Source organism: Streptomyces tuirus, from assembly GCF_014701095.1.
Classification (GTDB): Bacteria; Actinomycetota; Actinomycetes; order Streptomycetales; family Streptomycetaceae; genus Streptomyces; species Streptomyces tuirus.
Window position 1 is genome coordinate 2,195,366 of sequence record NZ_AP023439.1, and the last position, 26,411, is coordinate 2,221,776.

Below are 26,411 nucleotides of genomic sequence, written 5' to 3' on the forward strand. Positions count from 1 at the left end.
GAGTGGCCGCGGCCCTGCTGGCGAACACCCTCTACAGCCTGGGTTTCGTGCTGGAGAAACGTGCCCTCACCTCGCTTCCCGAGGTGACGATCCGGCAGCCGGCCCGGCTGCTGCGCCTCGTCCTCGGCAGCCCCCTGTGGATCGGCGGATCCCTCGCCCTCGCGGCCGGTTTCGCCGCGCAGCTCGTCGTCTACCGCACGCTGCCGATCGCCGCCGCCCAGGGCATCTTCGTCTCCGGTTTGGTGCTGCTGGTGCTGCTGTCGGCGCGGCTGCTCGGGGAGGAGACGTCCGGCCGGGAGCGGTACGCGCTGGGCGCGATCCTGCTGGCGCTGCTGATGGTGGTGCTGTCGCTGCGGGAAGGGTCGGACACCGTCAGCCAGGACGCGCCCTACCAGCTGATCCTGCTGGTGTGCGTGCCGTCGCTGGCGGCCGGGGTGTGGCTGTACGCCTCGGCCGAGCGGCGCACCCGCAACCGGCACCGGCGGCCGACGACCGGCGTCGAGTACGGCGTGGCCGTGGGCCTGCTGTACGGGGTCAGCTCGCTGGCCATCAAGGGCCTCTCCAGCCGGCTGACGACCCGCGGCATCGGCGGTGCGGTACTGGACGTGCTGAGCTCCCCCTATCCGTATCTGCTGCTGTTCACCGGTGTGTTCGGCCTGGTCATGTCGCAGGCGGCGCTGCAGCGCTGCCGGGCCTCGCTGATCGTGCCGGTGTGCACGACCGTGACGAGTCTGTTCACGGCGGTGCTCGGCACGCTGTCGTTCGGCGAGGCCCTGCCGGACGAGCCGCTGCGGCTCGCGCTGCGCGTGGCGGGCACGGCCCTGGCGGTGGCCGTGCTGCTGACCATGCCCAAGCACGACACCTCTCCCCACCCCTCCCCACCCGCCAAGGAGCTGGCATCCCCATGAAGCCCGACGACCCGCTGCTGAAGATCCTGGCCTGCCCGCTGGACAAAGGTCCGCTGCATCTGCTCCCGGAGGAGGCCGGGCGGGAGGAGGCCCTGTACAACCCGCGTCTGCACCGCCGTTACCCGATCACCGACGGCATTCCGCAGCTGCTGCCGTCCTCGGGCGAGCAGGTGCCGGACGACGAGCACGAGGAACTGCTGAAGAGGATGGCGCCATGAGCAGCCTGGCGGCCCGCGTCGCCCCTCTGCTGCCCACCCGTCTGGTGGCCGCGACGGCCCGGGCGCTCTACCCGCGGTTCGAGCCGGAGCTGGCCCGGCTCGCCGAGCTGTGCCCCCCGGGCTGCGGTACGGCGGTGGACGTCGGCGGCTGGTACGGGCCCTGGACGCACCGCCTGTCCGGCCTCGCCGAGCAGGTCGTGACGGTGGAGCCGGTGCCCCATCTGGCGCGGCTGCTGGCCGCCGCCGCCCCGCCGAACGTCCATGTGGTCCGGGCGGCGGCCTCGGACCGGCCGGGCATCGCCCGCCTGTGGCTGCCGTCGGACGACTCGGGCGACCGGGGCGTGTCCTCGCTGGTACGGCGCGACATCCACGGCCGCGCGCTGGACGTCCCCTGCGTCACGCTGGACGAGCTGGGCCTGCGCGGCGTCGGCTTCGTCAAGATCGACGTGGACGGCAGCGAGCCGGCGGTGCTGCGCGGCGCGACGGGACTGCTGGCCCGGGACCGGCCGGCCCTGTTCGTGGAACTGGAGTCCCGCATCCAGCCGATCGCGCCGGTGGTGACCTATCTGTCGCTGCTGGGCTACGACGGCTGGGTGCTGCCCGGCGACACCTGGGTGCCGCTGGCGAAGTTCCCGCTGGAGGAGCACCAGGCCGGCGCGTCCCACGTCGTTTCCCACGGCCTGCTCCGCCGCGTCCTGCCCTCCCCGCTCCTGCGCGGCCCCCGCTACGTCAACTCGGTGCTGTTCCTGCCCGACGGCCGCCGCCCCGGCAGGGACCCGGTGGGCGACCATGGGTCCCATGGCCTCCGCAAAGCACCCCGCTAGCCCGTTCACCCCGCTCGACTTCCAGCTGGTGCTGCTGCGCCGCATGGCCGACCACAACCCCGGGCTCGTGGAGGACGCGCGCCATGAGCTGGGGGTGTCGATCGCGGACATGCGCGAGGCGAACAGGCGCTGGCAGGCGATGGTCCGCTCCCCGCGCTCCCGCGCGTCCCTGGCCCGCTATCGCCAGGTGCTGGGCGACCCGGAGTCCCGCACGCCGCGCCGGATCGGCGATCTCGACTGCGAGGCCTGGCGGTGGCCGGTGCCGCTGTGGCCCTCCTTGCGCTTCGAGGTGCTGACCGCACCGAACGGCGCGGTGTGGAACGAGTGGCTGGTCCGCGCCCCCGGCGCCCCGGGCCCGGAGCTGCGCACGCTCGACGATCTCACCCCCTGGTCCTGCACCGTCGACGAGGTGGCCCGGGCCTTCGCCCCGGCCCGCCCCCTGGAGGGCACGGCTCCGACCCGGTGGGGTCTGGCGTTCACCGCGCCGGACGCGCAGGGGGTGCGGCGGGAGGCCGTCGCGGAGTTCACCTGGGGGCTGCTGCAGCGGGTGTCGGTCACCGGCCCTCAGGGCTGAGCCACGCGACTCCTGGAGGGCGGCTTCGCCGGTACGCACCACCACGCGAGGACCGCCGCGCCCAGATAGGCGAGGGCCCCGATGCCCATGCTGATCCGGATCCCGGTGCCGTAGTTCGCGGCCGAGGCAAGGAGGCTGCCGCCGAGGGCGACGCCGGTGGCGCTGCCGATCTGGCGGGTGGTGTTGAACAGGGCGGAGGCTGCGCCCGAGTAGGCCGGGGGCGCGGCGCCCATCACGGTGGCGGTCGTGCCGGTGAGGGCGAAGGAGGTGCCGAAGCCCGCAGCCATCATCGGGGCGACCAGCAGGGCGTAGGCCGGGTCGGCGCCCGCCGCGGCCCAGCCGGCCAGTCCCAGGGCGGCCAGGAGCAGGCCCGAGACCACCAGCGGCCGGTGGCCGGTGCGGCGGGACAGCCGGCCGGACAGCACCGAGGCGAACATGGTCATCGCCACCGCGGGGAACAGGGCCAGACCGGTGCCGAGGGCGCTGTAGCCGCGCTGATGCTGGAACTCCAGGCTGGCGGTGAACACCATGCCGTAGAAGCCGAAGTTGAACAGCAGGCCGATCACGGCACCGCCGCTCATGGCGCGTGAGCGCAGCAGGCTCAGCGGGAGGGCGGGGGACCGGGCCAGCCGCTCGCGCAGGACGAAGGCGACGGCGGACAGCACGGCCAGGCCCAGACCGGCGAGCACGGCCGGGTCGGACCAGCCGCGCCGCCCGGCCTCGTTGAGCCCCCCGGTCAGCAGGGCCACCGCCGCGACGACGGCGATCTGGGCGGGCCAGTCCAGGGCCCGGTCGGCGCGCCGGGGCGAGCGGGCCACGTGCCGCAGGGTGAGCGCCAGGCAGGCGGCGCCGACGGGCAGGTTGATGAGGAACACCCAGCGCCAGCCCACCGTGGAGACGAGCAGCCCGCCCAGCAGCGGCCCGGCGGAGGCCGCGATGCCCGCCATCGAACCCCACAGTCCGAAGGCCCGCGAGCGGACGTCCGGTTCCGGGTAGGCCTGCTGGAGCAGGGCCAGCGAACCGGGCACGATCAGCGCCGCGCCGAGCCCCTCCACCAGCCGGGCCACCACCAGGAAGGGCGTGCTGGGCGCGAGCGCGCAGGCCGCCGAGGACGCGGTGAACACCGTCACGCCCCAGCAGAAGACCCGCCGGTTGCCCAGCCGGTCCCCCAGCGCCCCGCCCGTGAGCAGGAATCCGGCGAAGACCAGGGTGTAGCCGTCGGTGATCCACTGGATGCCGGTGAGCGAGGCCGACAGCTCCCGCCCGACCACCGGCACGGCGACGTTGATGACCGTCACGTCCAGGATCACCATGAAGTACCCGGCGCACACCGCCAGCAGCGGTGCCCAGGACCGTCGCGCGGGCTGCGGGGCCGGCTCGGGAGAGGGCATGGCCTACCACTACACCAAAAGCCCCACCGAGGGACGTATGCCCCACCCGTGGTGGTCAGCCGGCGGCGGTCAGCACCGCCCGCACGACCCGCGGCACCGAGTCCGGGTGCAGATCGAGGAAGAGGTTCGGCTCGATCAGCTCCAGCTCCATCACACACGGCTCGCCGTCCGGCCCGGTGACGAGGTCCACGCGGGCGTACAGCAGCTCCGCGGCGACGGGTACGGCGGCCAGTGCCCGTTCGGCGACGGCCAGTTCGGCGGGGGCCGGCTCCCAGCGGCGCAGATCGGGGTGGGCGACCTTCTCCGCGTCGTACGGCGTGCCCGGCGCGAGGACGGCGCCCTTGACACTCGCGTGCAGCAGACGTCCGCCGAAGAACTGCAGGGCCCGCTCGCCGTGCGTGTCGATGCTGCTCAGATAGGGCTGCACCATGACGGTGAACCCCTCGGCGTGCATGCGCTCGGCCTGCCGTAGGGCGGCGTCCCGCTCCCCGGCCGGATGGCGGGCGGCGTACCGGGCACCGGCCCCGGAGGCGGGCTTCACGACGAACTCGCGGTCGGCGGGCAGCTCGACGGGGTCGCCGGGAGCGAAGTACCGGGTGGGCACGGTGGGCACCCCGGCCTCCGCGAGCTGCCCGAGGTAGCGCTTGTCGGCGTTCCACCGCACGACACCGGCCGGGTTGGCGAGCCGGGTCGCCTTCCCGCACCGCTCGGCCCACGCCGTGAACTCCTCGGCGCGCCAGCTGTAGTCCCAGGTGGAGCGGATCAGGGCGAGATCGAAGGCGGCCCAGTCGACGTCGGGGTCGTCCCAGAAGACGACGGCGGTCCTGGCCCCGGCCTGGTGCAGCGCGTCCGCCAGCACCGGCAGATCCTCGTCCTTGCTCACCTCGCCGCCGGGGTCGTAGGTGACGAGCGCGATGCGCGGGATCCCGGCCACGGCGACTCCACTCTCGGGCAGACGATCGATTCCGGAGCAGGCTAACAACTGCTGCCGCAACCGCGTACCCCCGTTGACCTCCCCCTTTGTCGACTGCTCCGCTCCACGGAGGAAGGGGGTTCCCGGCTCGGGCCGCCGCATCCCCGAGCAGCGCTCCGGGACGTCTTACTCGTCCTCCCCCGGCTCCCAGTCCAGCAGCCGCACCTTCGCCACCGTGCGGACGTGACGCCGCATGGCCGCGGCGGCCTGCCGGGGCTGCCCGGCGGCGATCGCGTCGAGGATCGCCCGGTGCTGGGAGAGGGAGCGGGAGGGGCGGCCGGGCTGACGCAGCGACTCGGTGCGGCTCTCGGCGATCTGCTCGGCGATGGAGCGCATGAACTCGGCGAGCAGACTGCTGTGGGCCGCCGCCGTCACGGCCGCGTGGAACAGCCGGTCGCCCTCGACGCCGTGGCCGCCCGCCTCGATCTCCTCGGTCATCACACCGAGCGCCGAGCGCATCGCCGCCAGGTCGTCCTCGGTGCGCCGCTCGGCGGCCAGTTCCGCGAGCTTCGTCTCCAGCGCCTCCCGCGCCTCCAGGACGTCGGGCAGGCGCCGGCGGCGTTCCACCATCCGCTCGACCGGTTCGGTGTCGAGGCTGTCCCGCACGAGGTAGGTGCCCCCGCCGTGCCGGGCCTCCACCAGGCCCTGGACCTCCAGCACCACGATCGCCTGCTTCACCGAGGCCCGGCTGACCCCGAGCCGCTGGGCGAGATCCCGCTCGGGCGGCAACCGGTCACCGGCCCGCAGACCGCCGTCGGCGACGTACTGGCGCAGCCGCTCCAGCACCTGTTCGTAGAGGCGCTGTTTGGTCATGGGGCGCAAGGCGTCGGTCACGGGCTCCCCCTCTCGCCGGGAGCGTAACACCGGACCTTCACAGTGGCGGAGTGGCTGAGCCAATTCTCGCGCACCCCCTTGACGGGCGCCCGGCCCGCACCCACGCTGTTCGACCAACGCACCTCAAGTGGCTCAGCCACTCGGCCACTGAAGGTGCGACCAGCCGCTCCGGGGCCCAACGACGGGAGCCCGTATGTCCCCCGAACTCATCTCGATCCTCGTCCTCGTCGTGGTGTTCGTCATCGCCACCACCCGTTCCGTCAACATGGGCGCGCTGGCCTTCGCCGCCGCGTTCGCCGTCGGGGGGCTGGTCGCGGACCTCGACGCCGACGGCATCTTCGCCGGGTTCCCCGGTGACCTGTTCGTCGTCCTCGTGGGCGTCACGTACCTCTTCGCGATCGCCCGCGCCAACGGCACCACCGACTGGCTGGTGCACGCCGCGGTCCGGCTCGTGCGGGGGCGGGTGGCGCTCATCCCCTGGGTGATGTTCGCCCTGACCGGCGCGCTCACGGCCATCGGCGCGGTCAGCCCGGCCGCCGTGGCGATCGTCGCCCCGATCGCCCTGAGCTTCGCCGCGCGCTACGGGATCAGCCCGCTGCTGATGGGCGCGATGGTCGTCCACGGCGCCCAGGCCGGCGGCTTCTCCCCGATCAGCATCTACGGCTCGATCGTCAACGGCATCGTGGAACGCGAGAAGCTCCCGGGCAACGAGGTCGTCCTGTTCCTGGCGTCTCTCGCGGCGAACCTGGTGATCGCGGCGGTGGTGTTCGTGCTGTGCGGGGGGCTGAAGCTGTGGGCGCGGGGGGCGGTGACCGAAGGCGACAGCACTGCCGGCGACCCGACCGGGGCAACGGGCGGCTCCGCACCGGCAGCGGGCAGTTCGGCCCCGGCCGCAAGCAGTTCGGTTCCCGCCGCGGGCAGTCCTGCCGCTGAGGCGGCACCGGGGGGCGCGGCGGCACCCGGCAGCGCCCAGTTGCGGACCCGCCCCGCCCCGGCCACTCCCGCCGCGAGCCCGGAAGAAGCCCGCCTCACCCCGGCCCGCTCAGCCACCCTCGCCTCTCTCCTGGCCCTGGTCGTCGCCGTCCTGGTCTTCGACCTCGATGCCGGACTGACAGCCATCACCCTCGCCGTCCTCCTCAGCACCGCCTGGCCGAAGGACAGCCGCAAGGCGACCGGCCAGATCGCCTGGCCCACCGTCCTCCTCATCTGCGGCGTCCTCACCTACGTCGGCGTCCTCGACGAGATGGGCACCATCACCTGGGCCGGCGAGGGCGTCGGCGGCATCGGCGTCCCCCTCCTCGCGGCCCTCCTGCTCTGCTACATCGGCGCCCTGGTCTCCGCGTTCGCCTCCTCCGTGGGGATCATGGGCGCCCTGATCCCGCTGGCCGTGCCGTTCCTGGAGCGGGGCGAGATCGGCGCGATCGGCATGATCGCCGCGCTCGCCGTGTCGGCGACCGTCGTGGACGTGAGCCCGTTCTCCACCAACGGCGCCCTCGTCCTGGCCGCCGCCCCGGACGTGGACCGCGAGCGTTTCTTCCGGCAGCTGATGGTGTACGGAGGGATTGTGGTGGCGGTCGTACCGGCGGCGGCCTGGCTGGTGATGGTCGTCCCCGGCTGGGGATGACCCGGCCGGGTCCACCGCCCACGGACAACGCAGGCAACAGTCAAGGAGATGTGACGCGTGCCCCCTCTCTTCCCGGCCCTGACCGACAGCCCGGCAGGCAGCCCGGCCGACAGCCCGGCCCTCCGGTTCGGCGAGCGCTCCCTCACCTACGCGCAGCTCGCCGCCGCTGCCGGAGCGCTCACGGGCCGCATCGGCGGAGCCACGCGGGTCGCCGTCTGGGCGACGCCCACGATGGAGACGGCCGTCGCCGTGGTCGCCGCGCTGCTGGCCGGAGTCCCGGCCGTGCCCCTCAACCCCAAGTCCGGTGAGAAGGAACTCGGGCACATCCTGTCCGACAGCGCCCCCGACCTCGTGCTCACCGCCCCCGACGACCTGCTCCCCGCACCCCTGCGGGACCTGACCCGCGTCGACGTCGACGTGCACGCCACCGGCCCGGCCCCCGAGGACCGCGCCGCGGACGAGGACCCGGCCCTGGTCGTCTACACCTCCGGCACCACCGGCCCGCCCAAGGGAGCCGTCATCCCGCGCCGGGCCGTCGCGAGCACCCTGGACGCGCTGGCCGACGCCTGGCAGTGGACCGGCGACGACGTCCTCGTCCACGCACTGCCGCTGTTCCATGTGCACGGCCTGGTCCTGGGCACCCTCGGCCCGCTGCGCCGCGGCGGATCGGTGCGGCATCTGGGCCGCTTCAGCACCCAGGGCGTGGCGCGCGAGCTGAACAGTGGCGCGACCATGCTGTTCGGCGTGCCGACGATGTACCACCGCATCGCCGAGGCCGTGACGAGCGATCCGGACCTGGTGAAGGCGCTGACCGGGGCCCGGCTGCTGGTCTCCGGTTCCGCCGCGCTGCCCGTGCACGACCACGGCCGGATCGCGACCGCGACCGGGCGGCGGGTGATCGAGCGGTACGGCATGACGGAGACGCTGATGAACACCAGCGTCCGTGCCGACGGCGAGGCCCGCCCGGGCACGGTCGGCGTGCCGCTGCCGGGCGTGGAGCTGCGGCTGGTCGAGGAGGACGGCTCGGAGGTCACCGCGTACGACGGGGAGACGGTCGGCGAGATCCAGGTGCGCGGGACGAACCTGTTCACCGAGTACCTCAACCGCCCCGACGCGACCGCCGCCGCCTTCACCGCCGACGGCTGGTTCCGCACCGGCGACATGGCGGTGCGCGACCCCGACGGCTATGTCCGGATCGTCGGCCGCAAGGCCACCGACCTGATCAAGAGCGGCGGTTACAAGATCGGGGCCGGTGAGATCGAGAACGCGCTCCTCGAACACCCCGGAGTGCGGGAGGCGGCCGTCACCGGGGAGCCGGACGCCGATCTGGGCGAGCGGATCGTCGCGTGGATCGTGCCGGCGGATCCCCAGGCACCGCCCGCGCTGGAGGAGCTGGCGGACCATGTGGCGCAGCGGCTCGCGCCGCACAAGCGGCCGCGGGTCGTGCACCACCTGGACGCGCTGCCCCGCAACGACATGGGCAAGATCATGAAGCGGGCGCTGGCCCATGGCTGAACGCCTCTCCGCGCGCGAGGTCGTCACCGCCCTCGCCGACGACGCCACCTTCGCCGAACTCCCCGCCCCGGCACGGCAGTCGCGGCCCGACGGCCCACTGGCCTGGCCGGGCTACGACGACTCCCTCGCCCGGGCCGCCGAACGCACCGGCGAGCAGGAGTCCGTGGTCTGCGGCACCGCCCGCGTCGGCGGCGTGCGGGCCGTGCTGATCGCGTTCGAGTTCGGCTTCCTCGGCGGCTCCCTCGGCCGGCGCACCGGCGACCGGCTGGAGGCGGCGTACGCCTACGCCCGAGAGCGGCGCTTCCCCGTGGTGCCCCTGGTGGCGACGGGCGGCAGCCGCATGCAGGAGGGCATGCTCGCGCTGACCCAACTCCAGCGGGTGGCCCGCCAGTCGGCGCTCACCCGGGAAGCCGGTCTCGCGCAGGTCGCGGTCCTGCGCGACCCGACGACCGGGGGCGGCTGGGCCACCCTGGGCGCGGGCGCGGACGTGGTGCTCGCGCTGCCCGGGGCCCAGGTCGGCTTCGCCGGGTCCCGGGTGCGGCCCGCGGACGCCGACCCGGCGGCGTACACGGCCGAGGCGCAGGTCGCCGCCGGGGCGGCGGACGCGGTCGTACGGCCTCAGGAACTGCGCGAAACGCTCGGGCGATGGCTGCGGCTGCTGACCTGCCCCTCCACGACGCCCGCCCCGCCGCCCGAACCGCTCGGCGAGTCCGCGGTCCTGCCCGTCACCGGCTGGGACGCCGTCCGCCGGGCCCGTTCCCCGCAACGGCCGCGCGCAGGGGCCTACTTGGACGCCTACTTCACCGAGAGGGCGGAGATCAGCGGCGACCGCTGCGGCGGCACCGACCCGGACGGCATGCTGTGCGGCTTCGGCACGCACGAGGGCCGCACGGTCGCCTACGCCGCGCAGACCGGGACCGCGACCCGCCCCGCCGGATACCGCACCGCCGCCCGGCTGATCCGCCTCGCGGACCGGCTCGGCGTCCCGGTGCTGACCCTGGTGGACACCCCGGGCGCGGCCAACGACGCGGAGGCGGAGCGGCAGGGCGCGGGCGCGGCCATCGCCGACCTGTTCGGCGCGGTCGCGAGCGCCCGCACCCCGGTGACCACGCTGGTGATCGGCGAGGGGGGCTCGGGAGGCGCCCTGGCCCTGGCCGCCCCCGGCAACACCTGGGCCACACCCGACAGCTACTTCTCGGTGATCGCGCCGGAACTGGCCGCGGCCATCCTCAAACGGCCCCCGCGCGAGGTGGAGTCGACAGCGGACCAACTCCGCATCCGGCCGCAGGACCTGGTGGAGCTGGGGGTGATCCGGGGGACCGTCGGTGGGTGAGTTCGGTGAATGCCCTCGGCGCCATCAAGTACCGTCCGTCACAATGGTGCTGCCCAGCGCATGCGAACGTACGGGGGTGTCGTGGACGGGTTGGTCGAGTTCAGGACCGGAGACGGGGCCGTGGTCGCGGTCGAGGCGGTGGAGGAGCGGTCCGGCTCCCGTCTGGTCTCCCGCGGTGACGGCACGGTTCAGGCGGCCCGCACCTTCGAGGGCGCCCTGGACGGGGTGCGGGCCGCGGCCGAGTCCGCGCTGCGCGTCTTCCGGGACGGCTCGCTGAGACCGGACGGCGTGGAGATCGAGTTCGGGGTGAAACTGGCCGCCGAGACGGGCGCGTTCATCGCCAAGGGCACCGCCGAGGGGCACTTGGTGGTCAAGCTGACCTGGTCCCCGTCCAAGCCGGAGGCCGCCGCATCGGATGCCGCGTCCGCCCCGGGGGCCGGCGCCGCCTCATGAACAGCGCCGTGGACAGCGCAGCGACGAGCGCTCTGAACAGCGCCGAGTGGCACGCCCGGATCGAGTTACGGGGCCGGGTGGCCGGAGCGGGCTTCCTGGTCACCCCGAGCACGGTGCTGACGTGCGCCCATGTCGTGGGCGACGGCGAGGACCTGACGGTGACCTTCACCGAGCGGCCCGGGACCCCCGCTGTCCCGGCCCGCGTCGTCGCGCACGGCGGCTGGAGCGGCGGCGTCACCGACCCCGGCGACCTGGCCGTGCTGGAGCTGGACCGGGAGATGCCGATGGCCCCGGCCGCGCTGGCCCCGGTCGACGCGGCGCACGGCCCGGCGGCCCGCAGGCTCGTCGTCTACGGCTTCCCGGACGGCTGGGACGAGGGCACCCTCACCGAATGCCGGGTCACCGCGGCGCAGTTGATCAGACGCGAGTGGCTCCAGCTGGAGGCCTGGCACCAGGGCGGCCAGCCCCTGGCCCCCGGCTTCAGCGGGGCCGCCGTCACCCTGGCCGACACCGGCGAGGTCGTCGGCATGGTCACGGCCGACTCCGGCAGCGGCGAGGTGCGCACCGGCCGGATGATGCCCACCCAGGTCATGGCCCGCTACTGGCCGGACCTGCAGAGCCTGGTCCCCACCTCCGACCACACCAGTGCCGACCGGGCCCGGCTGCGCGCCCTGGTCGAGAAGGCGGCCCGCGCCGGCCTGGACTGCGACCCGGCGCGGCTGTACACGGCGGCGGCCGACCCGTTCGACCCCGCGCCGCCCGAGGAGGGGTTCGACTCGCTGTGGTCGGCGGCCCTGTTCGTGCTGTGCGAACTCGACGGCCCGGGCGCCGCCCGCACCGTCGCCCGGTTCGCCGACCGGCTCCAGGAACTGCTGCGGGCCCCGGCGGTGGAGCCGTCGGCGCCCGACTGGTCGCCGATCCTGGTGGAGCTCGGGCACAGCGGGGCGGGCGACGGCCTGGTCCGGGTCGAGGTGTCCGCGTACAGCGAAGGGCGGCGGCATCCGGTCGAGTCCGGCACGGTCGAGCAGCACCGGCTGCACGCGTACGTGCAGGAGGGGATCGAGGCGGCCTTCCGCTATCTGACGCCCGGCGCGGACGAGTTGGTGGCGTTCGCGCTGCCGCGGGACTGGCTGGACTGGCCGGTCGACCGCTGGGAGAGCGGCCCGGACGACGACACGCCGCTCGGCTGCGTCTACCCGCTGGTCGTCACCGACCACGCCCGCCGCAAGGCCAGCACCCGGCATGTGCTGACCCGGGCGTGGAAGCGCCTGGACTCCTGGCCGGGAGCGCGGATGCACCGGGTCGAGTGCGGCGGCCCGGAGGAGCCCGGGCGGCTGAGGTTGCGGCTGCGGCAGCGCGACGCGTGTCTCGCCGGATTCGGTGCCGCCCCGGCCGCCGCCCGCACCCGGGCCCACTTCGACATCTCGCTCGCCGCTCCGGCCCCGGTGATCGTGTGGTCGCGGGGCGGCTGCGGCTCCGGGCAGGAGGAGTGCGCCGGGGCGGACGGCTGCACCGGCAAGGCGTTCCTCGACGCGCTCGACGCCCATGTGAGGGCCGTACCGCCCGCCGAACTCCCGCGTCACGTCCTCGCGTTGCGCGAGGAGGCGCTCGCCGAGGAGGACCACTGGGCGCACGGCATCCAGCTGCTCTGGGACGACCCGCGGCTCTTCGCCGACCCGCACGCCGTCACCGCCGCGCACGCGAGGTCGCCGGTGGCCTGACCCACCCGCACGCGACGCGCCCCGGAAGACACCCACCCGCAACGCACCCCACGAAACACCCACACGCGACACGCCCCGGCAACACCCGCCCGCGACGCCCCTCGCGAAACACCCGCCCGCGACGCGCCTCGAGAAACACCCTGCACGCGACGCGCCCCGAGAAGCACCCGCACGAAAACGGAGAGCGGAGACCACCCCCCATGCCGCACTGGTCCGTCTACACCGGCCGCAGCGAGCCGCACGACGGCATCGACGATCTGCCCGCCCCGCCGCCCTGGCGTGCCTTCGACGGCGGGCCGGCCCTGCCGCCGCCGCACGAGGGCGACGACGCGACGGCCGTCTCCCCCGACCGCGTGCACCGGGCGAAGTCGTACGTCGCCGGCGAGGAGAGCGTCCGGCTCGTCAACGCCGCGCTCTGTCTGCGCCGCCCTCTGCTCGTCACCGGCCCGCCCGGCACGGGCAAGTCGTCCCTCGCCTACGCGGTGGCGCGCGAGCTGCGGCTCGGCCCGGTGCTGCGCTGGAACATCACCAGCCGCAGCTCGCTGGCGGACGGCCTCTACCAGTACGACCCGCTGTCCCGGCTGTACGCGGCCCGACAGGGGCAGGAGGGGCCCGGCGGTGTCGAGGACCACCTGCGCCTCGGCCCGCTCGGCACCGCCCTGCTCCCCTACGACCGGCCCCGCGCGCTGCTCGTCGACGAGATCGACAAGAGCGACCTCGACCTGCCGAACGACCTGCTGAACGTCCTGGAGGAGGGCCAGTACGAGATCCCGGAGCTGGCCCGTGCCGCCCGGCACTCCGGCGACGGCGCGGCCGAGGTCCTCGCCGACGGCACGGACACGCCGGTCGCCGTCCGCCGTGGCCGGGTCCGCTGCCGGGCCTTTCCGTTCGTCGTGCTGACCAGCAACGGGGAGCGCGAGTTCCCACCCGCCTTCCTGCGCCGCTGCGTCCGACTGAAGCTGCGCCGCCCCGGGCGGGACCAGCTCACCCACATCGTCCGGGCCCATCTGGACACGCCGAGCGGTGACGCGGACCGCCTGATCAGCCGCTTCCTGGAGCGGGCCGCCGGCGGCGAACTGGCCACCGACCAGCTGCTGAACGCCCTCTACCTCACAGGAGTGGCGGGCCTGGACGCCGACTCGCGCGACGACCTCGCCGAGCAGCTGATGCCGTACCTCAGCGCGGCGGCCGACGGCGATGGCTTCTGAGGCCGGATCCGGGCCGTCCCCGGTCGCCCGGCTGGCGGCGGCCCTGTCGGCGGCGGGCGCCGCTCCGACACCTCGGGAGATCGCCGAACTGCTGTGGCTGGCAGGTCAGTTGGAGCAAGCGGCGGAGGAGCCCCTCGTCGGGGAGCACCCGACCGGGCAGCCCGAGGCCGGCCGGCCGGTCGCGCCCGAGACTCCCGGCACCGCCCCCGGCCCACCCGGCCCCGCCGAGCAGACACCCCCCGCCCCCGCGCACCCCACCGAGCCCCCGGCCCCGGCCGCTCACGACCGCGTCCCCCTCCGCCTGCCCGCCCCACGGCCCCCGGACGGTCCACAGCACCACCCCGGCGGCGGTGGATCGCCGCTCCTCGCGCCCGCGCCGCCGATGCTCCCCCACCCCCTCGCGCTGCAGCGCGCCCTGCGTCCGCTGCAACGCAAGGTGCCCTCCCCGCACGCGCGCCTGCTGGACGAGCGCGCGACGGCCGACCGGATCGCGCGGCTCGGCGCCCACCCGGACGTGTGGCTCCCCGTGCTGCGCCCGGCACCCGACCGCTGGCTGCGTCTGAACCTCGTGCACGACACCGGCCCCACCATGCCCGTCTGGCGCCCCCTGGTGAGCGAACTGCACGCGGCGCTCGCCCAGTCGGGCATCTTCCGCACCGTCACCCTGCACCCGGCCACGCCCGACGGCCGGGCCCGCCAGGTCCCCGTCCTCGACGACAGCCGCACGGCCACCCTCGTCGTCAGCGACTGCATGGGCCCGCAGTGGCGCCCGGGCGAGGCGGGCGACCGCTGGTACCGCACCCTGCGGAACTGGGCCCACCGCATGCCGCTCGCCGTCGTCCAGCCCCTCCCCGAACACCTGTGGCCCACCACGGCGTTGCCCGCCGAGCCGGGCCTGCTGACGGCTCCCACCGCCGCGGCCCCCACGGCGACCCTCGCGTTCACCCCGTACGACGCCTCACCGCCCCCGGCCGGGGCCCTCCCGCTGCCGGTCCTGGAACCGGGCGCCCCCTGGCTCTCCCACTGGGCCGCCCTGCTCGCCGACCCGGGCGGCGCCCGCACACCCGGCGCGGTGGCCTGGCTGCCGGCCGCTCCCGCGCCCCCCGCCGAGCCCGCCCCCGACCACACCACGGCCTCCCCCGAGGACCTGGTCCTGCGCTTTCGCGCGACCGCGTCCCCCGAGGCCTTCCGCCTGGCCGGGCATCTCGCGCTGGCGGTCCCCTCGGTCCCGGTCATGCGCCTCGTCCAGCGCACCCTGGACCGCGACCCGCGCCCCCAGCACCTGGCCGAGGTGATCCTCAGCGGCATGCTCACCGCCGCCCCCGGCCCCTCAGGCTCCTACGCGTTCCGGCCCGGCGTACGGGAGTTGCTGCTGCGCTCCCTGCCCCGCACGGCCCGCGGCCGGACCCGGGAGTTCCTCGCCCGGGTCGGGGGCCTGATCGACGAGCGCGCGGGGCTCGCGGCCGGTCAGTTCCGGGCCGAGACGGGCGACGGACACGACGAGGCCGGCCCGGCGTTCGCCACGGTCAGCGAGGAGACCGTACGACGGCTGGGCGGGACGGACACGCGATCCGCGGCGGAACCCACCGCCCCCACGATCCTCTTCGAGTCCGACGACCTCACCGGCCACCCCGAGGCCCGCATCACCCTCGAGTACGCGGTGCACGAGATGCTCTCCCGCGGCGCGCTCGCCCCCCACCGGTTCGACGTGCGCGTCCGGGGCAGCGGCTACGACGTCCACACCGAACCCGGCACCTACCTCCTGCCCGTGCTGGTCGCCGTCCTGCGCGGCCTGCCCGAGGTGCTCACCGGACTCGTGGACCCGCCGCCCCTGACCGTCACGTTCTGGGACCGGCCCGTCCCGCCGCCCGAGCCGCCGCCCGTGCCCGCCGACATCCAGGTGATCGTCTCCCCGGCCGTCTACGAGCAGTTCGCCGCCAGCTCGGCCGCCCAGGGCCCCCAGCGCTTCCAGCCCCTCTACCAGGACGGCGCCACGGACACCCCGCCCGTCGCCTGGTACTGCCCGCTGTCCCCCGCCACCACCCCCGAGCCCGAGGCCCGCGACCTGGTGCAGGGCCCCTTCATCACACGCGACCTGCGCCGGCTCGGCATACCGGCCCCGGGCCGCACGGCCGTCGTCCACACCCGGCCCGACGGCCCGCTGACCCTCCTCGACCCCGCCCGGCCGCACGACGACAGCAAGCCCCGGCTCGTGACGTACTACGAGGTCGACCTCACCACGCACCAGGCCCACCACCGGGTCTCCCTGCCGAGTTCCGGCAAGGGCGTCTTCGCCGCCGCCGTCGAGCTGTCCTGGCACGTGGAGGACCCGGTCGCCTTCGTGCGGGCCGAAGTCGGCCGGGTGTCCGAGCCGCTGCTCGGCCATCTGCTGGAGGAGGCGGCCCGCATCACCCGCCGGCATCCGCTGCGCCGGGCCGGCGCCGCCCAGCGCGCCGTCAACGCCGGGCTGCGCCGCTGGCCGGTGCCCGGGCTGTCGGTGACGGCGTCGGTTCAACTGGACCGGGAGGGCGCGGCCCTGCCCGGGCCGCAAGGGACCGCTCCCGCGCGGCTCCCGCTGCCGCGGCTGCTCGGCGAGGCCGAGACGGTCCTGGTCGGCTTCGACGGCCCGATGACCCGGCTGTTCTCGGCGAGCACCGCACGCGAGGCCGTGCTCGGCCTGCTCGCCCTGGTCGACGAGCACCGCGACGCGCGGCACGCCCTGCCCGGCGCGGTGCGGGAGACGTTCGCCCATCCGCTGGACGTGCTCCGGGCCTTCGCGCGGGACCCGCTCGGGCCGCTGCTGCGCGAACGCCTCGACGAGATCGAACTCCGGGCGGTGCCGCACGCCCCGGCGACGCACAACTCCGCGCCCCTGGTCCGCACCCTGCACGCCTCCGGCCGCCGCGTCTGTGTCATCACCGACGTCTGCGCCGAGGCCGTCCCCCGCTATCTGCGGCCCTACGGCGCCCTGCCCCTGGCCGGCGTCCACGGACGCGCCGAGGACCTCGCCCTGCTCACCCCGCACCCGGACTGCATGCTGCGCGCCCTCGACACCTGTGCGGGGTCGGCCGCGACGGGCCTGGTCATCGGCTCCACGGTCGCCGAGCTCGCCGCCGCCCAGCGGGCCGGGCTGCGCTTCATCGGCCTCGCCCGGAACACCACCACCGACCGGCAGCTGCGCGAGGCCGGCTGCGAGACCACCGTGACCTCCCTCGCGCCCCTGCTGGAGGCCGCGCGCTCCCTGTGACCCAAAACTGCGAACCCCCCGTTCGGCGGCACCCCGCCCGGCCCCCCAGGAAAGGCGGCCCGGCCCCGTCCCGCGCACGATGCGAAAGAGGCCGCCAACCCGGCGGACCCACGTCTGCGAGGCCCGCCACCTGGCGGCCCCCCACGGTCTGTGCTCTCGGGAGGACCTGCCATGACCGCCAGTCTGGAGCAGTTGCGCCGCTGCCACTTCGCCGTCGACCTGGGGGCGGCCCGCACACGCGTCTACGTCAAGGGCGCCGGCCTCGTCGTCGACCAGCCGTCCGCCGCCGCCGTGAACACCCGTACCGGCGCGCTGATCGCGGTCGGCGAGCTCGCCGAGAAGATGACCGGCCGCACCCCGCACTACATCCGGGTGGTCCGGCCGGTCTCCGGCGGGACCGTCGTCGACATCGAGATGGCGCAGCGCATGCTGCGGCACCTGCTCGGCGACAAGATGCGCCGCGGCCTGCGCCGCAAGCCGATCCTGCGCGCGGCGGCCTGCACCCCGCACGACGCCGACCCGCTGGCCCAGCGCGCCGCGATCGAGACGCTCGTCGGGCTCGGTGCGCGACGCGTGGAGCTGGTCGACACGCTCATCGCCGCCGCCGTCGGCTGCGGGCTGCCCGTGGAGCAGCCCGAGGCGACCATGATCATGGTGTGCGGGGCGGCGGCCACCCAGGTGGCCGTGCTGTCGCTCGGCTCGATCGTCACCGCCGAACGCATCCCGGTGGGCGGAGAGGCCGTCGACCACGCGATCGTGCAGCACCTGCGCCACGAGCACGAGCTGATGCTGCCGAGCCAGTCGGTGCGGCCGTTGCAGCTGGCCCTGTCCGGCAACGGCCTCACCCCGCAGGGCCCGGCCTCCACCGAGATCCACGGCCGGGACGTCGCCACCGGGCTGGCCCGCTCCGTCCAGGTCGACACCGCGGCCGTCCGGGACGCCATCCAGACGCCGCTCACCGCGGTCCTGGACGGCATCGGCAAGGTGCTGCGGGACTGCCCGCCCGATCTGGTCGCCGACCTCGCCGACCGGGGGATCATGATGGTCGGCGGCAGCGCCCTGCTGCCGGGCCTGGACCAGATGCTGCGGCAGGCCACGGGCATGCCGGTGCACATCGCCGAGCGCCCGGACGTGTGCGCCGTGCAGGGTCTCGGCGCGATGCTGGAGGGCCGGATCGCGCCGCTGGCGCTGGACCCGCTGAGCACCTGAGCGTCAGGCGCCGGTCAGCGGGCGAACCAGCAGCGCACGGTCGTCCCGCTGTCGCCCCGGTGCACCCGCACCAGGTCGGCGATCAGATTGACCAGCAGGATCCCGCGCCCGCCGCGCTGGTCGCGGGGCACGGGCCGGCGTCCGGCCAGGGGGTCCGCGAGCCGCCCCCCGTCGCGCACCTCGCACAGCACGTACCCCTCCTCGGCCCACACCCGCAGCACGCCCGAACCCCCGCCGTGCACCACGCTGTTGGTGGTGAGTTCGGCCGTGGCGAGGGCCAGGTCGTCCAGCTTCACGCCGGCCAGGCCGAGCCGCGCTCCCTCCCCGACGGCCACGTGCCGGGCGTGGGAGAGCGAGTCGGAGACGAAGGAGAACGTCAGCGCGTCCTGCACGGGCGCCAGCGGCTCGTTGTAGCGGCTGACGACGTCCTCGGGGGCGTACGCGTCGTTGTCCCGCGCCGTGCGGGAGCCGGGGTGGATGACGGCGGGGTGGGTGGCGTAGGCGTCGGCGACCATGTGCTCGGGCAGCCGCGCCACGTCGTACGGGCACATGATCGTCGCCGTACGGCCGCGGAAGGCGGCGTTGATGAGCGCCTCGTGCTGGGCGCACGCCGGGTACTCGGTGTCGGAGCGGCCCGCCCAGACGGGCTCGCCGATGATCCGCACCCGGCGGCCGGCGGGCTGGGCGTCGGCGAAGGCGCGCAGCACGCCGGGGATGATCCGCCCGGGGTTGCGTCCGGCCTCGCGCATGTCCAGCAGCCGCACGGCTTCGGCGGCGTCGCCCAGCGCGTCCCTGATCAGGGCGAGGTTCTTGCCGGGCACGGCGACGGCGACCGGCTCGCCGGCGTCCAGGCCGTCGTGCACGAACGGCAGGGTGCCGTCGAGGTATTCCTGTTCGTCCCGGTAGAGGAGCGCGGGGTGGGCGAAGGGGTCGAGCGGCCCGAAGGGCTCGGTGGCGGCAGCGGTCATGACGTCGACACCTCGATTCCCCTCTGGCCCGGCCATAGCAGGTCCAGCGTGCGCCGCAGGGCGGGCGGCGGCCTGCGCACCACGAACCGCCGGCCGTCCCGGAGCTGCCCGGCGGCGGCCGCGAGCGCGCCGGCGCCCGCGACGTCCACGAACGTCACGCCGGACAGCTCCAGGTAGTACACGTCATCGTCCTCACGAACAGCCTGCTCCAGTACGCCTTCCCAGATCGCACGGGTCGTCAGACCGACCTCACCGGCCGCCCGGACGCCCTGCTGCCCGGCCAGCGGGAAGACCGCGAGGCCCGGTACCGGGCCGCGAGAGCCGCTCTCCGACAGCTGTTGCCGAGTGTTCAAGGCCGTCTCCCCACACTTCGGGACCACAGCGCTCGTACCCGTACGACAGAAGCTCATTCCCCCGAAAGGTGTGTAGCACGCCGAACGGCGGGCAGGCGCACCTCACACCGACGTCCACGGGGGCGAGTGACGTCGCGCAGTCCGGCGAGCGAGACGAACACGACCGACGAGGACCGACAAGGCGGTGACATGACCTCAGCGGCATCACCACATCTCACCGGAGGGCTGGACACCCTGGTCATCTGTGGCCGCGTCGACGCGGACCGCGCCGAGCTCACCCCGCGGGGTGAGCTCGTTCACGGCTGCGCGGACATCCTGGCCCGGACCCTGGCCGGTCTGCCGGCCACCGTCACCCGGGTCGACCTGGACATGACGGGCGTGCACTTCATGGACACGGCCGGTCTGCAGTTCCTGGACGTGCTCGCCGATCACGGCCGGCAGCGGTCGCTGACGGTGACGGCGACGAACTGGAACGGCCAGCCGCGCCGGATCCTGGAGCTGGCGGGCCTGGACACGACGGACCCGCTGACCGGTCTGGCCGTCACGGGCCCGGTTCCCGCCGTGCCGCCGACCGCCCCCGCCTCCTCGGCGGTCGCCCTGGAACGCGCGGAGTGCCTGCACGTGCTGCGGGAGGAGGTCGAGCAGCTCCGCCAGGCCATCGCCTCCCGCCCGGTCACCGACCAGGCCCGGGGCATCCTCATGGCCACGCACGGCTGCACGTCCGACGAGGCGTGGCACATCCTGCGCGAGACGTCCCAGCTGTCGAACACCAAGCTGCGCGATGTCGCGGCGGCGGTGACGGCGAGCGCGGAGGCGGACGGCCCCCCGCCCTCCCCCGAGCTGCGCACGGCGCTGCAACGGGCGGTCGCACGGCGCCGCCGGGGCTGAAGGCCGAGGGGCATGCGCGCGCCCGGCCCCGGTGCGCCCGGTCCCACGGGGGTACCCGGGGGGCCGACAGCCGCGCAGGGAGGCAGACCATGAGCGATCACACCCCGTCCCGGGCCGAAGGCGACCGCGAGGGCGACGAGCCGGACACGACCCCGCGCCCCACGCCGTCCCAGGCGGAGGGCGACCGCGACGACGCCGACGCGACCGACACGAACACCGACGCCGACGCGGAGGAGGCCACGGAGACCACGGGCGCGGAGACCACATAGAGGCGACTCGACGGGGCACCCGTATCTCCCCGACCAGTCAAGGGAGTTATTCGTGATCATCGCGGTCGTCATCGCCGGGTGCGTGCTCCTGGCCGTGCTCGCCTTCCTCGTCCCCCGTCTCTCGCGCCACCCCGAGCGCGGCACCCAGCGTTCGCTCGGCGCGGGTGCCCGGGCCGGCGGCAAGGCCCCCGGCGTCCTGGGCAGGCTCTTCAGCAAGCCCTTCCACACCAGCTCCCGCGCGGTGAGCCGCAGCGGCTCGGCCGGCCGCCGCACCCGCGGCCGCATGCCCTTCTGACCCGCGCGGCCGGACCGCCCGGCATGCTGATCGGGTAGGGCAGGGCAGGCAGAAGGAGACCTTCTCGATGGGTACCGCTGTGCATGTCCCGCAGACGCGGGACATGATCGGGGAGGAACTCTCCGGGGATGAGGCGTTCACCGCGCTGCGGCGCTACGGGGGCCGCCGGCTGCTCGTCGACGCGTTCACCCGGTTCCGCTACGCCGACGGCTTCACCAACTCCCGCGCCCTCGCCTTCCAGGTGGTCCTCGGCATGGTGCCGTTCACCATCGCCCTGGTCGGCGTCGCCACCACCGTGCACACCGAGAGCGTGGGGCGGATCATCGAACTCACCCTGGGCCGGATCGTGCCCGGCGCCAGCGCGGAGCTGATCGAGGACGCCCTCGACAGCACCGAGCGCAGCGCCGGTTCCGGCGCCTGGGGCGCTGTCGCGATGTGGACGGGCCTGGCCTTCGCCGTGCTCAACCTGGCCTCGGCGATGGCCCAGGTCGAGCGGGGCGCCAACCGCATCTACGGCATCGAGCGCGACCGGCCCTTCCTGGCCAAGTACGGCCGTGGCCTGCTGCTGGCCCTCGCCGCGGGCATGCCGATGGTCCTGGGGTTCCTCGTGCTCGTCGCGGGCGAGGCCGTCGGCAGTGCGGTGGTGGAGACCTACGGCTGGTCCCGTACCTGGCTCGACTGGTGGGGCGTCCTGGACGTGCCGCTGGGCGTGCTGCTCGCCTGGGTCGCCTCGTCGGTGATCTTCCGCTGGGCGCCGCGGCGGGACCAACCGGGCTACACCTGGCTGGCGTTCGGCTCGGCGGTCCATCTGGTGCTGTGGATCACGGCCACCTGGCTGCTGTCCCTCTACGTCGCCGAGAGCGGTTCCTTCGGCGCGGTGTACGGGCCGCTGACGGCGTTCGTCGCCCTGCTGCTGTGGGCCAACCTGACCGGGGTGGTCCTGTTCCTCGGCATCGCCTTCGCCGCTCAGCTGGAGGCGGCCCGGGCCGGCGTCACCGAGGCCGTGCACCCGGACCCGGGGCCGGGTCCGTGACGTCCCCCGGCTGACGCGCGCCCGGCCCCCTCTGATCACCGCGCCGAACCAGGACGTATCGTCCTGGGTGTGAGCGAAGTGCCCCCCGCGACCACAGCACCGGCAGACCTCGAAGCGACCTCCACACCCCCCGGACCGGCCGGCCCCCCGCCGACCGGCGACGACCCGGCCCTGCGGGCGGCCTACCGACTGTGCCGGCGCCGTACGAAGCACGAGGACCCGGCGGAGTACGCGCTGATCCAGCTGGTGCCCGCGGCCCTGCGCCCGGCGCTGCACGCCCTGTGGGCCGCCGCCAACGCCCTGGACGACCTGGGCGACGACCGCACCGCGCCCGCCGCCGAGCGGGCCGCCCGGGTCGGGGCCTGGATCACCGCCCTGCACCGCGAACTGCCCACCGGATCAAGCCCGGACCCGGTCCGCCGCGCCCTGGTGGACACCGCGAACCGCTGGCGCCTGGACCTGTCCGAGCTGCGGGACGCCATGGCCCAGGTCCAGGAGGACACCGGCGGCAGGCACTTCACCGACTGGGCCGAGTGGCGCGCCTGGGGCCGGGACAACCTCCTGCCCTGGTTCGGCCTGGTCCGCACGGTCTTCGACCGGGCCGGAGTCCCCGTCGCGCTGCGGCTGGACACCCGGGAGACCTATGAGGAGTTCCTCGACGGCGTCCGGCTCACCGACATCCTCACCGACCTGGCCGCCGACCTCGCCCAGGGCGACCTCCTGCTGCCCGCCGAGGCCCTCGACCTGCACCCCGGGTCGGCGGCCGATCTGGCCCGGCGCCGCTGGAGCCCCGCCGTCGCCGCCCTGGTCACGCATGTGACCGGCCTGGCCCGCCAGTGGGTGAGCCACGAGTCCCTCACCCGCGGCATGCACCCCGGCCCCGCCACGGTCCTGCACACGATGGCCGCCCTGCTGCGCGCCCAGCTCGACGCGATCGACGCCGCGGGTCCGGCCCTGCTCCGCTCCCCGCCCCGGCCCGCGCTGCGCACCCGGGCCCGCATCCTCGCCCCCGCCCGGACCCGCGCGGCCCTGGCCTGGAGCCTGACCCCGCTGACGGTGCCGCCGCCCCAGCGCCCCGGCGCCCACCGGCCGCCGGCCCCCGCCGGGCCGGCACCCGCCCCCGGCACCTTCCGGCCGCCGCCGCCCCACCCGAGCGGCGCGCGGCCCCCGGAGATCCCGCCCGGTGATCTGCCCGCCCATGTCGCCGTGATCATGGACGGCAACGGCCGCTGGGCCCAGCAGCGCGGCCTGCCCCGGCACGAGGGCCACCGCGCAGGTGCCGCCGCGGTCCGCGAGGTGGTGTACGGCGCCCTGGACCTCGGCCTGCGCCATCTGACGCTCTACACCTTCTCCACCGAGAACTGGCACCGGGACCCGGAGGAGGTCGACGCGATCCTCGACCTGCTGCGCCGCGAGATGACCGAGAACCCCTTCCGCGACCTGGACGTCCGGCTGCGCTGGCACGGCCGCGCCGGCCGCCTGCCGCCCGACCTGGTCGACGTCCTCCATCTGCGCGAACGCACCACCCGCGCCCGCACCGGCCTGACCCTGACGATGTGCATCGACTACGGCGGCCGGGACGAGCTCACCCGCACGGCCGCCGCCCTGGCCCACCGGGCCCGGGAGGGGCGCCTGGAGCCCGGCCTGATCGCCGAGGACGACTTCGCCCGGCACCTGCCCCTGGCGGACCTGCCGGACGTGGACCTGCTCTGGCGCACGGGCGGCGAACAGCGCGTCTCCAACTTCCTGCCCTGGCACGCTGCCTACGCGGAGCTGCACTTCACGCCCGGCCTCTGGCCGGACACCGACCGCCGCGACCTCTGGCAGGCGCTGGCCGCGTACACCCACCGCCAGCGGCACCACGGCGCGACTCCGGCTTCACCCCCTGCCGACGGTCCGTCAGCAGCCCACTGCTCGACGGCCCCTGCCGCGGGGCCGGGCGGGTGATCCGGATGAGCCGCCCTGGAGCGGCACCGCCCTTCTCGCACTCCCGCGAGTAGAAACGGTTCTGCGCGTGTAGCGCGCGGTGGGGCGGGTGGGACTCGAACCCACGGCCGACGGATTATGAGTCCGCTGCTCTAACCGGCTGAGCTACCGCCCCATAGCGGCGTGTCGCGTACATGTGTGCGCGCCGTCTGCCGCAGCATAGCCGCTCATACGATCTCCTGCTTCGGCTGGGCGGCTTCGCACGGCCTACGTGACCTTGAGGACTGCGCCGGGTGCCGCGCGGTTCCCGGACCAGGGAGAAAGACATGAAAAAGGACCCCGGAGAGGGGTCCTCGTTCAACCTGCTCCCCCGACTGGACTCGAACCAGTAACCTGCCGGTTAACAGCCGGCTGCTCTGCCAATTGAGCTACGGAGGACCGAGCTCCCCGGACTGGACTCGAACCAGTAACCTGCCGGTTAACAGCCGGCTGCTCTGCCAATTGAGCTACCGAGGAAGGTCTCGTTTTGCATCGAACGTACCTACCTGGGTATCCGCCAGGGGGCGCGCGTTCGCTGCGACACATACATTAGCGCAAGCAGGGGGGTGCTCCGCCAATCGGTACTCCCCGGCACCGACGCCGCACCGGAGACCTACGCAAGGAAAGGGTGGCCGCCATGCGTTACCGGCTCACGTTCGTCGCCGGAGTCGTCCTGGGTTACGTGCTGGGCACGAGGGCCGGGCGCGAGCGCTACGAGCAGCTGAAGAAGTCAGCCAGGCAGTTCGCTCAGAACCCCGCCGTCCGCAACACCGCGGAGACGGCGGCCCACCAGGGCCGCGAGTTCGCGGGCAAGGCGTACCACGTGGTGAGCGAGAAGGTAGGGGACCGCGTCCCCGAGTCGGTGACGGAACGCGTCCGCCACCTCCGCGACCGAGCCACCCACAACGGCGGCGAGGACGACTGGGGCACGACCAACACGTGACCCTCTGATGCCGATCATGCCAGCGCCCCGAAAGGGGCGCGGGGCTGTGTCGATGTGCGGCTCCGCCGCGTGGGCGCGACCAGCCCCGACGCACCCGCACGCGAACCCGGCGACGCACCCCCACGGCGCCCACGGCCCAAGCCGGCGCAGCGGTACGGCAGAATTTTGGCCATGGGGATAGTCGCCGGGTTGGACAGTTCACCCGATTTCACTCGTATCGTCGTCTGTGACACGGACTCCGGAGCCGTGCTCAGGCAGGGATATGCACCGCATCCGGTGGAGAGCCCCGAGGGCGGCGGCCGGCCGTCGGACGTCGATCCGCAGGCCTGGCTGCTCTCGCTGGGCGAGGCCGCGGGCGGCGGGCTGCTGGAGGGCGTGCAGGCGATCGGCGTCTCGGCGCAGCAGAACGCCGTCGTGCCGCTGGACGCGCAGGGCAACACCGTGCGGCCGGCGATGGTCGGCGGCGACAAGCGCACGCAGGTGGCCGCGGCCGATCTCGTCGACGCGCTCGGCGGGCGCGAGGCGTGGGCGCAGGCCGTGGGCTGTGTGCCGCAGGCCGCGCAGCCGGTCACCAAGCTGCGCTGGCTGGCCCGCACCGAGCCGGAGAACGCCCAGCGCACCGCGATCCTCCTCCAGGCGCACGACTGGCTGGTGTGGCAGCTGCTGGGCCGGCCGGTGCGCAGAACCACCGACCGGGGCGGGGCGTCCGGCACCGGCTACTGGTCGGCGGCGACCGGCGGCTACCGGCCCGACCTCGTGGAGCTGGCGCTCGGGCACCAGGTGATGCTGCCGGAGGTGATCGGCCCGGCGGACGCCGCCGGTACGACGCCGGAGGGGCTGCTCATCTCGGTGGGCACCGGCGAGACCATGGCGGCGGCGTTCGGACTCGGCATCGGCCTCGGCGACGCGGTGGTGTCGCTGGGCGCGTCCGGGTCCGTGATGGCCGTGCACCCCGAGGCGCTGGTCGACGGGTCCGGGATGATCACCGCGCTCGCGGACGCGACCGGCATGCACCTGCCCGTCGTCACCACGCTGAACGCCGTACGGACCCTGCGCGGGGCCGCCGAGCTGCTGGGGCTGCCGGATCTGGAGAGTCTGTCCGACCTCGCGATGAAGTCGACGCCCGGGTCGCACGGGCTGGTGCTGCTGCCCTATCTGGAGGGTGAGCGGACACCGAACCTGCCGCACACCGCCGGGACGCTCGCCGGGCTCAGGCGCGAGTCGATGAAGGCGGAGCATCTGGCGCGGGCGGCGTTCGAGGGAATGCTGTGCGGGCTCGCGGACGCGCTGGACGTGCTGCGCGGCCGGGGTGTGGAGGTGCGGCGGGTGTTCCTGCTCGGGCCGGCCGCCGAACTGCCCGCCGTGCAGGCCGCGGCGCCCATGCTGTTCGGGACGCAGGTCGTGGTGCCGCAGCCCGCGGACTACGCGGCGATCGGCGCCGCCCGCCAGGCGGCCTGGGCGCTCGGGGCGTCGCAGGGCACGCTCGATGTGCGGAACCCGCCTGCCTGGCAGGGCGCGGTGGCGCAGGTGCTGGAGCCCGGGGACGAGCTGGCCGTGGGGCAGGCGGTGCGCCAACAGTTCGTGGCGGTTCGGGAGCAGACGCACCCCGGGGCCCTCTGACGGTTTGACCGCCTGTCGGGTTAATTCGCTTGAGGTAACGCCGGT

The 26,411-nt window shown here is 74.6% G+C and carries 24 protein-coding genes and 3 tRNA genes; 19 read left to right on the forward strand and 8 right to left on the reverse strand.

The features are described 5' to 3' along the window. The first annotated feature begins 2 nt into the window (after window positions 1-2). Genes IGS69_RS10170 through IGS69_RS10185 form a run of 4 tightly spaced genes read left to right on the forward strand, consistent with a single transcriptional unit; the run spans window position 3 to window position 2,524 of the window. Window positions 3-908, forward strand: a complete 906-nt coding sequence (locus tag IGS69_RS10170; protein ID WP_190904442.1) for a hypothetical protein — start codon at window positions 3-5, stop codon at window positions 906-908. After that, complete coding sequence (locus IGS69_RS10175; protein ID WP_190898441.1) at window positions 905-1,126, forward strand: Trm112 family protein; 222 nt, start codon at window positions 905-907, stop codon at window positions 1,124-1,126. Before IGS69_RS10170 ends, IGS69_RS10175 begins: the two co-directional genes overlap by 4 nt. Next, window positions 1,123-1,950 (forward strand): FkbM family methyltransferase, encoded by an 828-nt coding sequence (locus IGS69_RS10180; protein ID WP_190898443.1) that lies wholly within the window; start codon window positions 1,123-1,125, stop codon window positions 1,948-1,950. The genes IGS69_RS10175 and IGS69_RS10180 overlap by 4 nt, the downstream gene beginning before the upstream one ends. Then, entirely contained in the window at window positions 1,916-2,524 is a 609-nt protein-coding gene (locus IGS69_RS10185) for a hypothetical protein (protein WP_190898445.1), read from the forward strand. The genes IGS69_RS10180 and IGS69_RS10185 overlap by 35 nt, the downstream gene beginning before the upstream one ends. On the opposite strand, the gene IGS69_RS10190 is transcribed toward IGS69_RS10185, so the two are convergent. From IGS69_RS10190 to IGS69_RS10200, 3 genes are all read right to left on the reverse strand, one after another. After that, window positions 2,515-3,915 (reverse strand): MFS transporter, encoded by a 1,401-nt coding sequence (locus IGS69_RS10190; protein ID WP_190898447.1) that lies wholly within the window; start codon window positions 3,913-3,915, stop codon window positions 2,515-2,517. The genes IGS69_RS10185 and IGS69_RS10190 overlap by 10 nt on opposite strands. Window positions 3,916-3,970: 55 nt before the next feature. Then, entirely contained in the window at window positions 3,971-4,840 is an 870-nt protein-coding gene (locus IGS69_RS10195) for an ATP-grasp domain-containing protein (protein ID WP_190904443.1), read from the reverse strand. Window positions 4,841-5,014: 174 nt separating this feature from the next. Next, window positions 5,015-5,722: a FadR/GntR family transcriptional regulator gene (locus IGS69_RS10200; protein WP_190898448.1), complete on the reverse strand. Its 708-nt coding sequence runs from the start codon at window positions 5,720-5,722 to the stop codon at window positions 5,015-5,017. A gap of 193 nt (window positions 5,723-5,915) precedes the next feature. Here IGS69_RS10200 and IGS69_RS10205 point away from each other — a divergent pair, with 193 nt between their 5' ends. The 8 genes from IGS69_RS10205 to IGS69_RS10240 all read left to right on the forward strand — a co-directional run bounded on the left by IGS69_RS10205 (window position 5,916) and on the right by IGS69_RS10240 (window position 18,032). Beyond that, the gene (locus IGS69_RS10205) at window positions 5,916-7,346 is read left to right on the forward strand and encodes an SLC13 family permease (RefSeq protein WP_190898449.1); all 1,431 of its coding nucleotides are present in this window, start codon (window positions 5,916-5,918) and stop codon (window positions 7,344-7,346) included. A 57-nt stretch (window positions 7,347-7,403) separates the two neighbouring features. Then, window positions 7,404-8,861, forward strand: a complete 1,458-nt coding sequence (locus tag IGS69_RS10210; RefSeq protein WP_190898450.1) for an acyl-CoA synthetase — start codon at window positions 7,404-7,406, stop codon at window positions 8,859-8,861. After that, window positions 8,854-10,194 carry a carboxyl transferase domain-containing protein gene (locus tag IGS69_RS10215; protein ID WP_190898451.1) on the forward strand — a complete coding sequence of 447 codons (1,341 nt, stop codon included), beginning with the start codon at window positions 8,854-8,856 and terminating at the stop codon, window positions 10,192-10,194. The genes IGS69_RS10210 and IGS69_RS10215 overlap by 8 nt, the downstream gene beginning before the upstream one ends. A gap of 81 nt (window positions 10,195-10,275) precedes the next feature. Next, window positions 10,276-10,647, forward strand: coding sequence for a CU044_2847 family protein (locus tag IGS69_RS10220; protein ID WP_190904444.1), 372 nt, complete (start codon window positions 10,276-10,278; stop codon window positions 10,645-10,647). 32 nt (window positions 10,648-10,679) lie between these two features. Then, the gene (locus tag IGS69_RS10225) at window positions 10,680-12,368 is read left to right on the forward strand and encodes a VMAP-C domain-containing protein (RefSeq protein WP_190904445.1); all 1,689 of its coding nucleotides are present in this window, start codon (window positions 10,680-10,682) and stop codon (window positions 12,366-12,368) included. Window positions 12,369-12,568: 200 nt separating this feature from the next. Further along, window positions 12,569-13,576, forward strand: a complete 1,008-nt coding sequence (locus IGS69_RS10230) for an AAA family ATPase (RefSeq protein WP_190898452.1) — start codon at window positions 12,569-12,571, stop codon at window positions 13,574-13,576. Next, window positions 13,566-16,823 carry an HAD family hydrolase gene (locus IGS69_RS10235; protein ID WP_190904773.1) on the forward strand — a complete coding sequence of 1,086 codons (3,258 nt, stop codon included), beginning with the start codon at window positions 13,566-13,568 and terminating at the stop codon, window positions 16,821-16,823. Before IGS69_RS10230 ends, IGS69_RS10235 begins: the two co-directional genes overlap by 11 nt. Window positions 16,824-16,994: 171 nt before the next feature. Next, entirely contained in the window at window positions 16,995-18,032 is a 1,038-nt protein-coding gene (locus IGS69_RS10240) for a rod shape-determining protein (protein WP_190898454.1), read from the forward strand. Between the two features lie 14 nt (window positions 18,033-18,046). Here the strand turns inward: IGS69_RS10240 and IGS69_RS10245 are convergent, their stop codons facing one another. Together IGS69_RS10245 and IGS69_RS10250 are read right to left on the reverse strand one after the other, a co-directional pair. Further along, window positions 18,047-19,000 (reverse strand): anti-sigma factor RsbA family regulatory protein, encoded by a 954-nt coding sequence (locus tag IGS69_RS10245; RefSeq protein ID WP_190898455.1) that lies wholly within the window; start codon window positions 18,998-19,000, stop codon window positions 18,047-18,049. Then, entirely contained in the window at window positions 18,997-19,353 is a 357-nt protein-coding gene (locus IGS69_RS10250; protein WP_232543475.1) for an STAS domain-containing protein, read from the reverse strand. Before IGS69_RS10250 ends, IGS69_RS10245 begins: the two co-directional genes overlap by 4 nt. A 189-nt stretch (window positions 19,354-19,542) precedes the next feature. Between IGS69_RS10250 and IGS69_RS10255 the strand changes: the two genes are divergently transcribed. The 5 genes from IGS69_RS10255 (at window position 19,543) to uppS (ending at window position 23,785) form a co-directional block, all read left to right on the forward strand. Continuing rightward, complete coding sequence (locus IGS69_RS10255; RefSeq protein ID WP_190898457.1) at window positions 19,543-20,241, forward strand: ANTAR domain-containing protein; 699 nt, start codon at window positions 19,543-19,545, stop codon at window positions 20,239-20,241. Between the two features lie 89 nt (window positions 20,242-20,330). Next, window positions 20,331-20,510 carry a hypothetical protein gene (locus IGS69_RS10260; protein ID WP_190898458.1) on the forward strand — a complete coding sequence of 60 codons (180 nt, stop codon included), beginning with the start codon at window positions 20,331-20,333 and terminating at the stop codon, window positions 20,508-20,510. Window positions 20,511-20,562: 52 nt separating this feature from the next. Further along, the gene (locus IGS69_RS10265) at window positions 20,563-20,805 is read left to right on the forward strand and encodes a DUF6411 family protein (RefSeq protein ID WP_190898460.1); all 243 of its coding nucleotides are present in this window, start codon (window positions 20,563-20,565) and stop codon (window positions 20,803-20,805) included. 67 nt (window positions 20,806-20,872) lie between these two features. Continuing rightward, the gene (locus IGS69_RS10270; RefSeq protein WP_190898461.1) at window positions 20,873-21,838 is read left to right on the forward strand and encodes a YihY/virulence factor BrkB family protein; all 966 of its coding nucleotides are present in this window, start codon (window positions 20,873-20,875) and stop codon (window positions 21,836-21,838) included. A 69-nt stretch (window positions 21,839-21,907) separates the two neighbouring features. Further along, window positions 21,908-23,785, forward strand: a complete 1,878-nt coding sequence (gene uppS / locus IGS69_RS10275) for a polyprenyl diphosphate synthase (protein ID WP_332836552.1) — start codon at window positions 21,908-21,910, stop codon at window positions 23,783-23,785. Between the two features lie 80 nt (window positions 23,786-23,865). On the opposite strand, the gene IGS69_RS10280 is transcribed toward uppS, so the two are convergent. From IGS69_RS10280 to IGS69_RS10290, 3 genes are all read right to left on the reverse strand, one after another. Further along, a tRNA-Ile gene (locus IGS69_RS10280) sits at window positions 23,866-23,939 on the reverse strand. A gap of 190 nt (window positions 23,940-24,129) precedes the next feature. Then, window positions 24,130-24,202, reverse strand: a tRNA-Asn gene (locus IGS69_RS10285). 5 nt (window positions 24,203-24,207) lie between these two features. Further along, a tRNA-Asn gene (locus tag IGS69_RS10290) sits at window positions 24,208-24,280 on the reverse strand. A 160-nt stretch (window positions 24,281-24,440) separates the two neighbouring features. On the opposite strand from IGS69_RS10290, the gene IGS69_RS10295 reads away from it, so the two are divergent. Next, a complete protein-coding gene (locus tag IGS69_RS10295) occupies window positions 24,441-24,746 on the forward strand; it encodes a YtxH domain-containing protein (protein ID WP_190898462.1) in 306 nt (101 codons plus the stop codon). 171 nt (window positions 24,747-24,917) lie between these two features. Continuing rightward, entirely contained in the window at window positions 24,918-26,366 is a 1,449-nt protein-coding gene (locus tag IGS69_RS10300) for a xylulokinase (protein ID WP_190898463.1), read from the forward strand. Window positions 26,367-26,411 lie beyond the last annotated feature (45 nt).

What these genes read in the sequence shown, in the direction of transcription:
- IGS69_RS10175 (WP_190898441.1), top strand. Translation starts at nt 905, where the DNA reads ATGAAGCCCGACGACCCGCTGCTGAAGATCCTGGCCTGCCCGCTGGAC.
- IGS69_RS10180 (WP_190898443.1), top strand. Translation starts at nt 1,123, where the DNA reads ATGAGCAGCCTGGCGGCCCGCGTCGCCCCTCTGCTGCCCACCCGTCTG.
- IGS69_RS10185 (WP_190898445.1), top strand. Translation starts at nt 1,916, where the DNA reads ATGGGTCCCATGGCCTCCGCAAAGCACCCCGCTAGCCCGTTCACCCCG.
- IGS69_RS10190 (WP_190898447.1), bottom strand. Translation starts at nt 3,915, where the DNA reads ATGCCCTCTCCCGAGCCGGCCCCGCAGCCCGCGCGACGGTCCTGGGCA.
- IGS69_RS10205 (WP_190898449.1), top strand. Translation starts at nt 5,916, where the DNA reads ATGTCCCCCGAACTCATCTCGATCCTCGTCCTCGTCGTGGTGTTCGTC.
- IGS69_RS10215 (WP_190898451.1), top strand. Translation starts at nt 8,854, where the DNA reads ATGGCTGAACGCCTCTCCGCGCGCGAGGTCGTCACCGCCCTCGCCGAC.
- IGS69_RS10230 (WP_190898452.1), top strand. Translation starts at nt 12,569, where the DNA reads ATGCCGCACTGGTCCGTCTACACCGGCCGCAGCGAGCCGCACGACGGC.
- IGS69_RS10235 (WP_190904773.1), top strand. Translation starts at nt 13,566, where the DNA reads ATGGCTTCTGAGGCCGGATCCGGGCCGTCCCCGGTCGCCCGGCTGGCG.
- IGS69_RS10240 (WP_190898454.1), top strand. Translation starts at nt 16,995, where the DNA reads ATGACCGCCAGTCTGGAGCAGTTGCGCCGCTGCCACTTCGCCGTCGAC.
- IGS69_RS10245 (WP_190898455.1), bottom strand. Translation starts at nt 19,000, where the DNA reads ATGACCGCTGCCGCCACCGAGCCCTTCGGGCCGCTCGACCCCTTCGCC.
- IGS69_RS10255 (WP_190898457.1), top strand. Translation starts at nt 19,543, where the DNA reads ATGACCTCAGCGGCATCACCACATCTCACCGGAGGGCTGGACACCCTG.
- IGS69_RS10260 (WP_190898458.1), top strand. Translation starts at nt 20,331, where the DNA reads ATGAGCGATCACACCCCGTCCCGGGCCGAAGGCGACCGCGAGGGCGAC.
- IGS69_RS10270 (WP_190898461.1), top strand. Translation starts at nt 20,873, where the DNA reads ATGGGTACCGCTGTGCATGTCCCGCAGACGCGGGACATGATCGGGGAG.
- IGS69_RS10295 (WP_190898462.1), top strand. Translation starts at nt 24,441, where the DNA reads ATGCGTTACCGGCTCACGTTCGTCGCCGGAGTCGTCCTGGGTTACGTG.
- IGS69_RS10300 (WP_190898463.1), top strand. Translation starts at nt 24,918, where the DNA reads ATGGGGATAGTCGCCGGGTTGGACAGTTCACCCGATTTCACTCGTATC.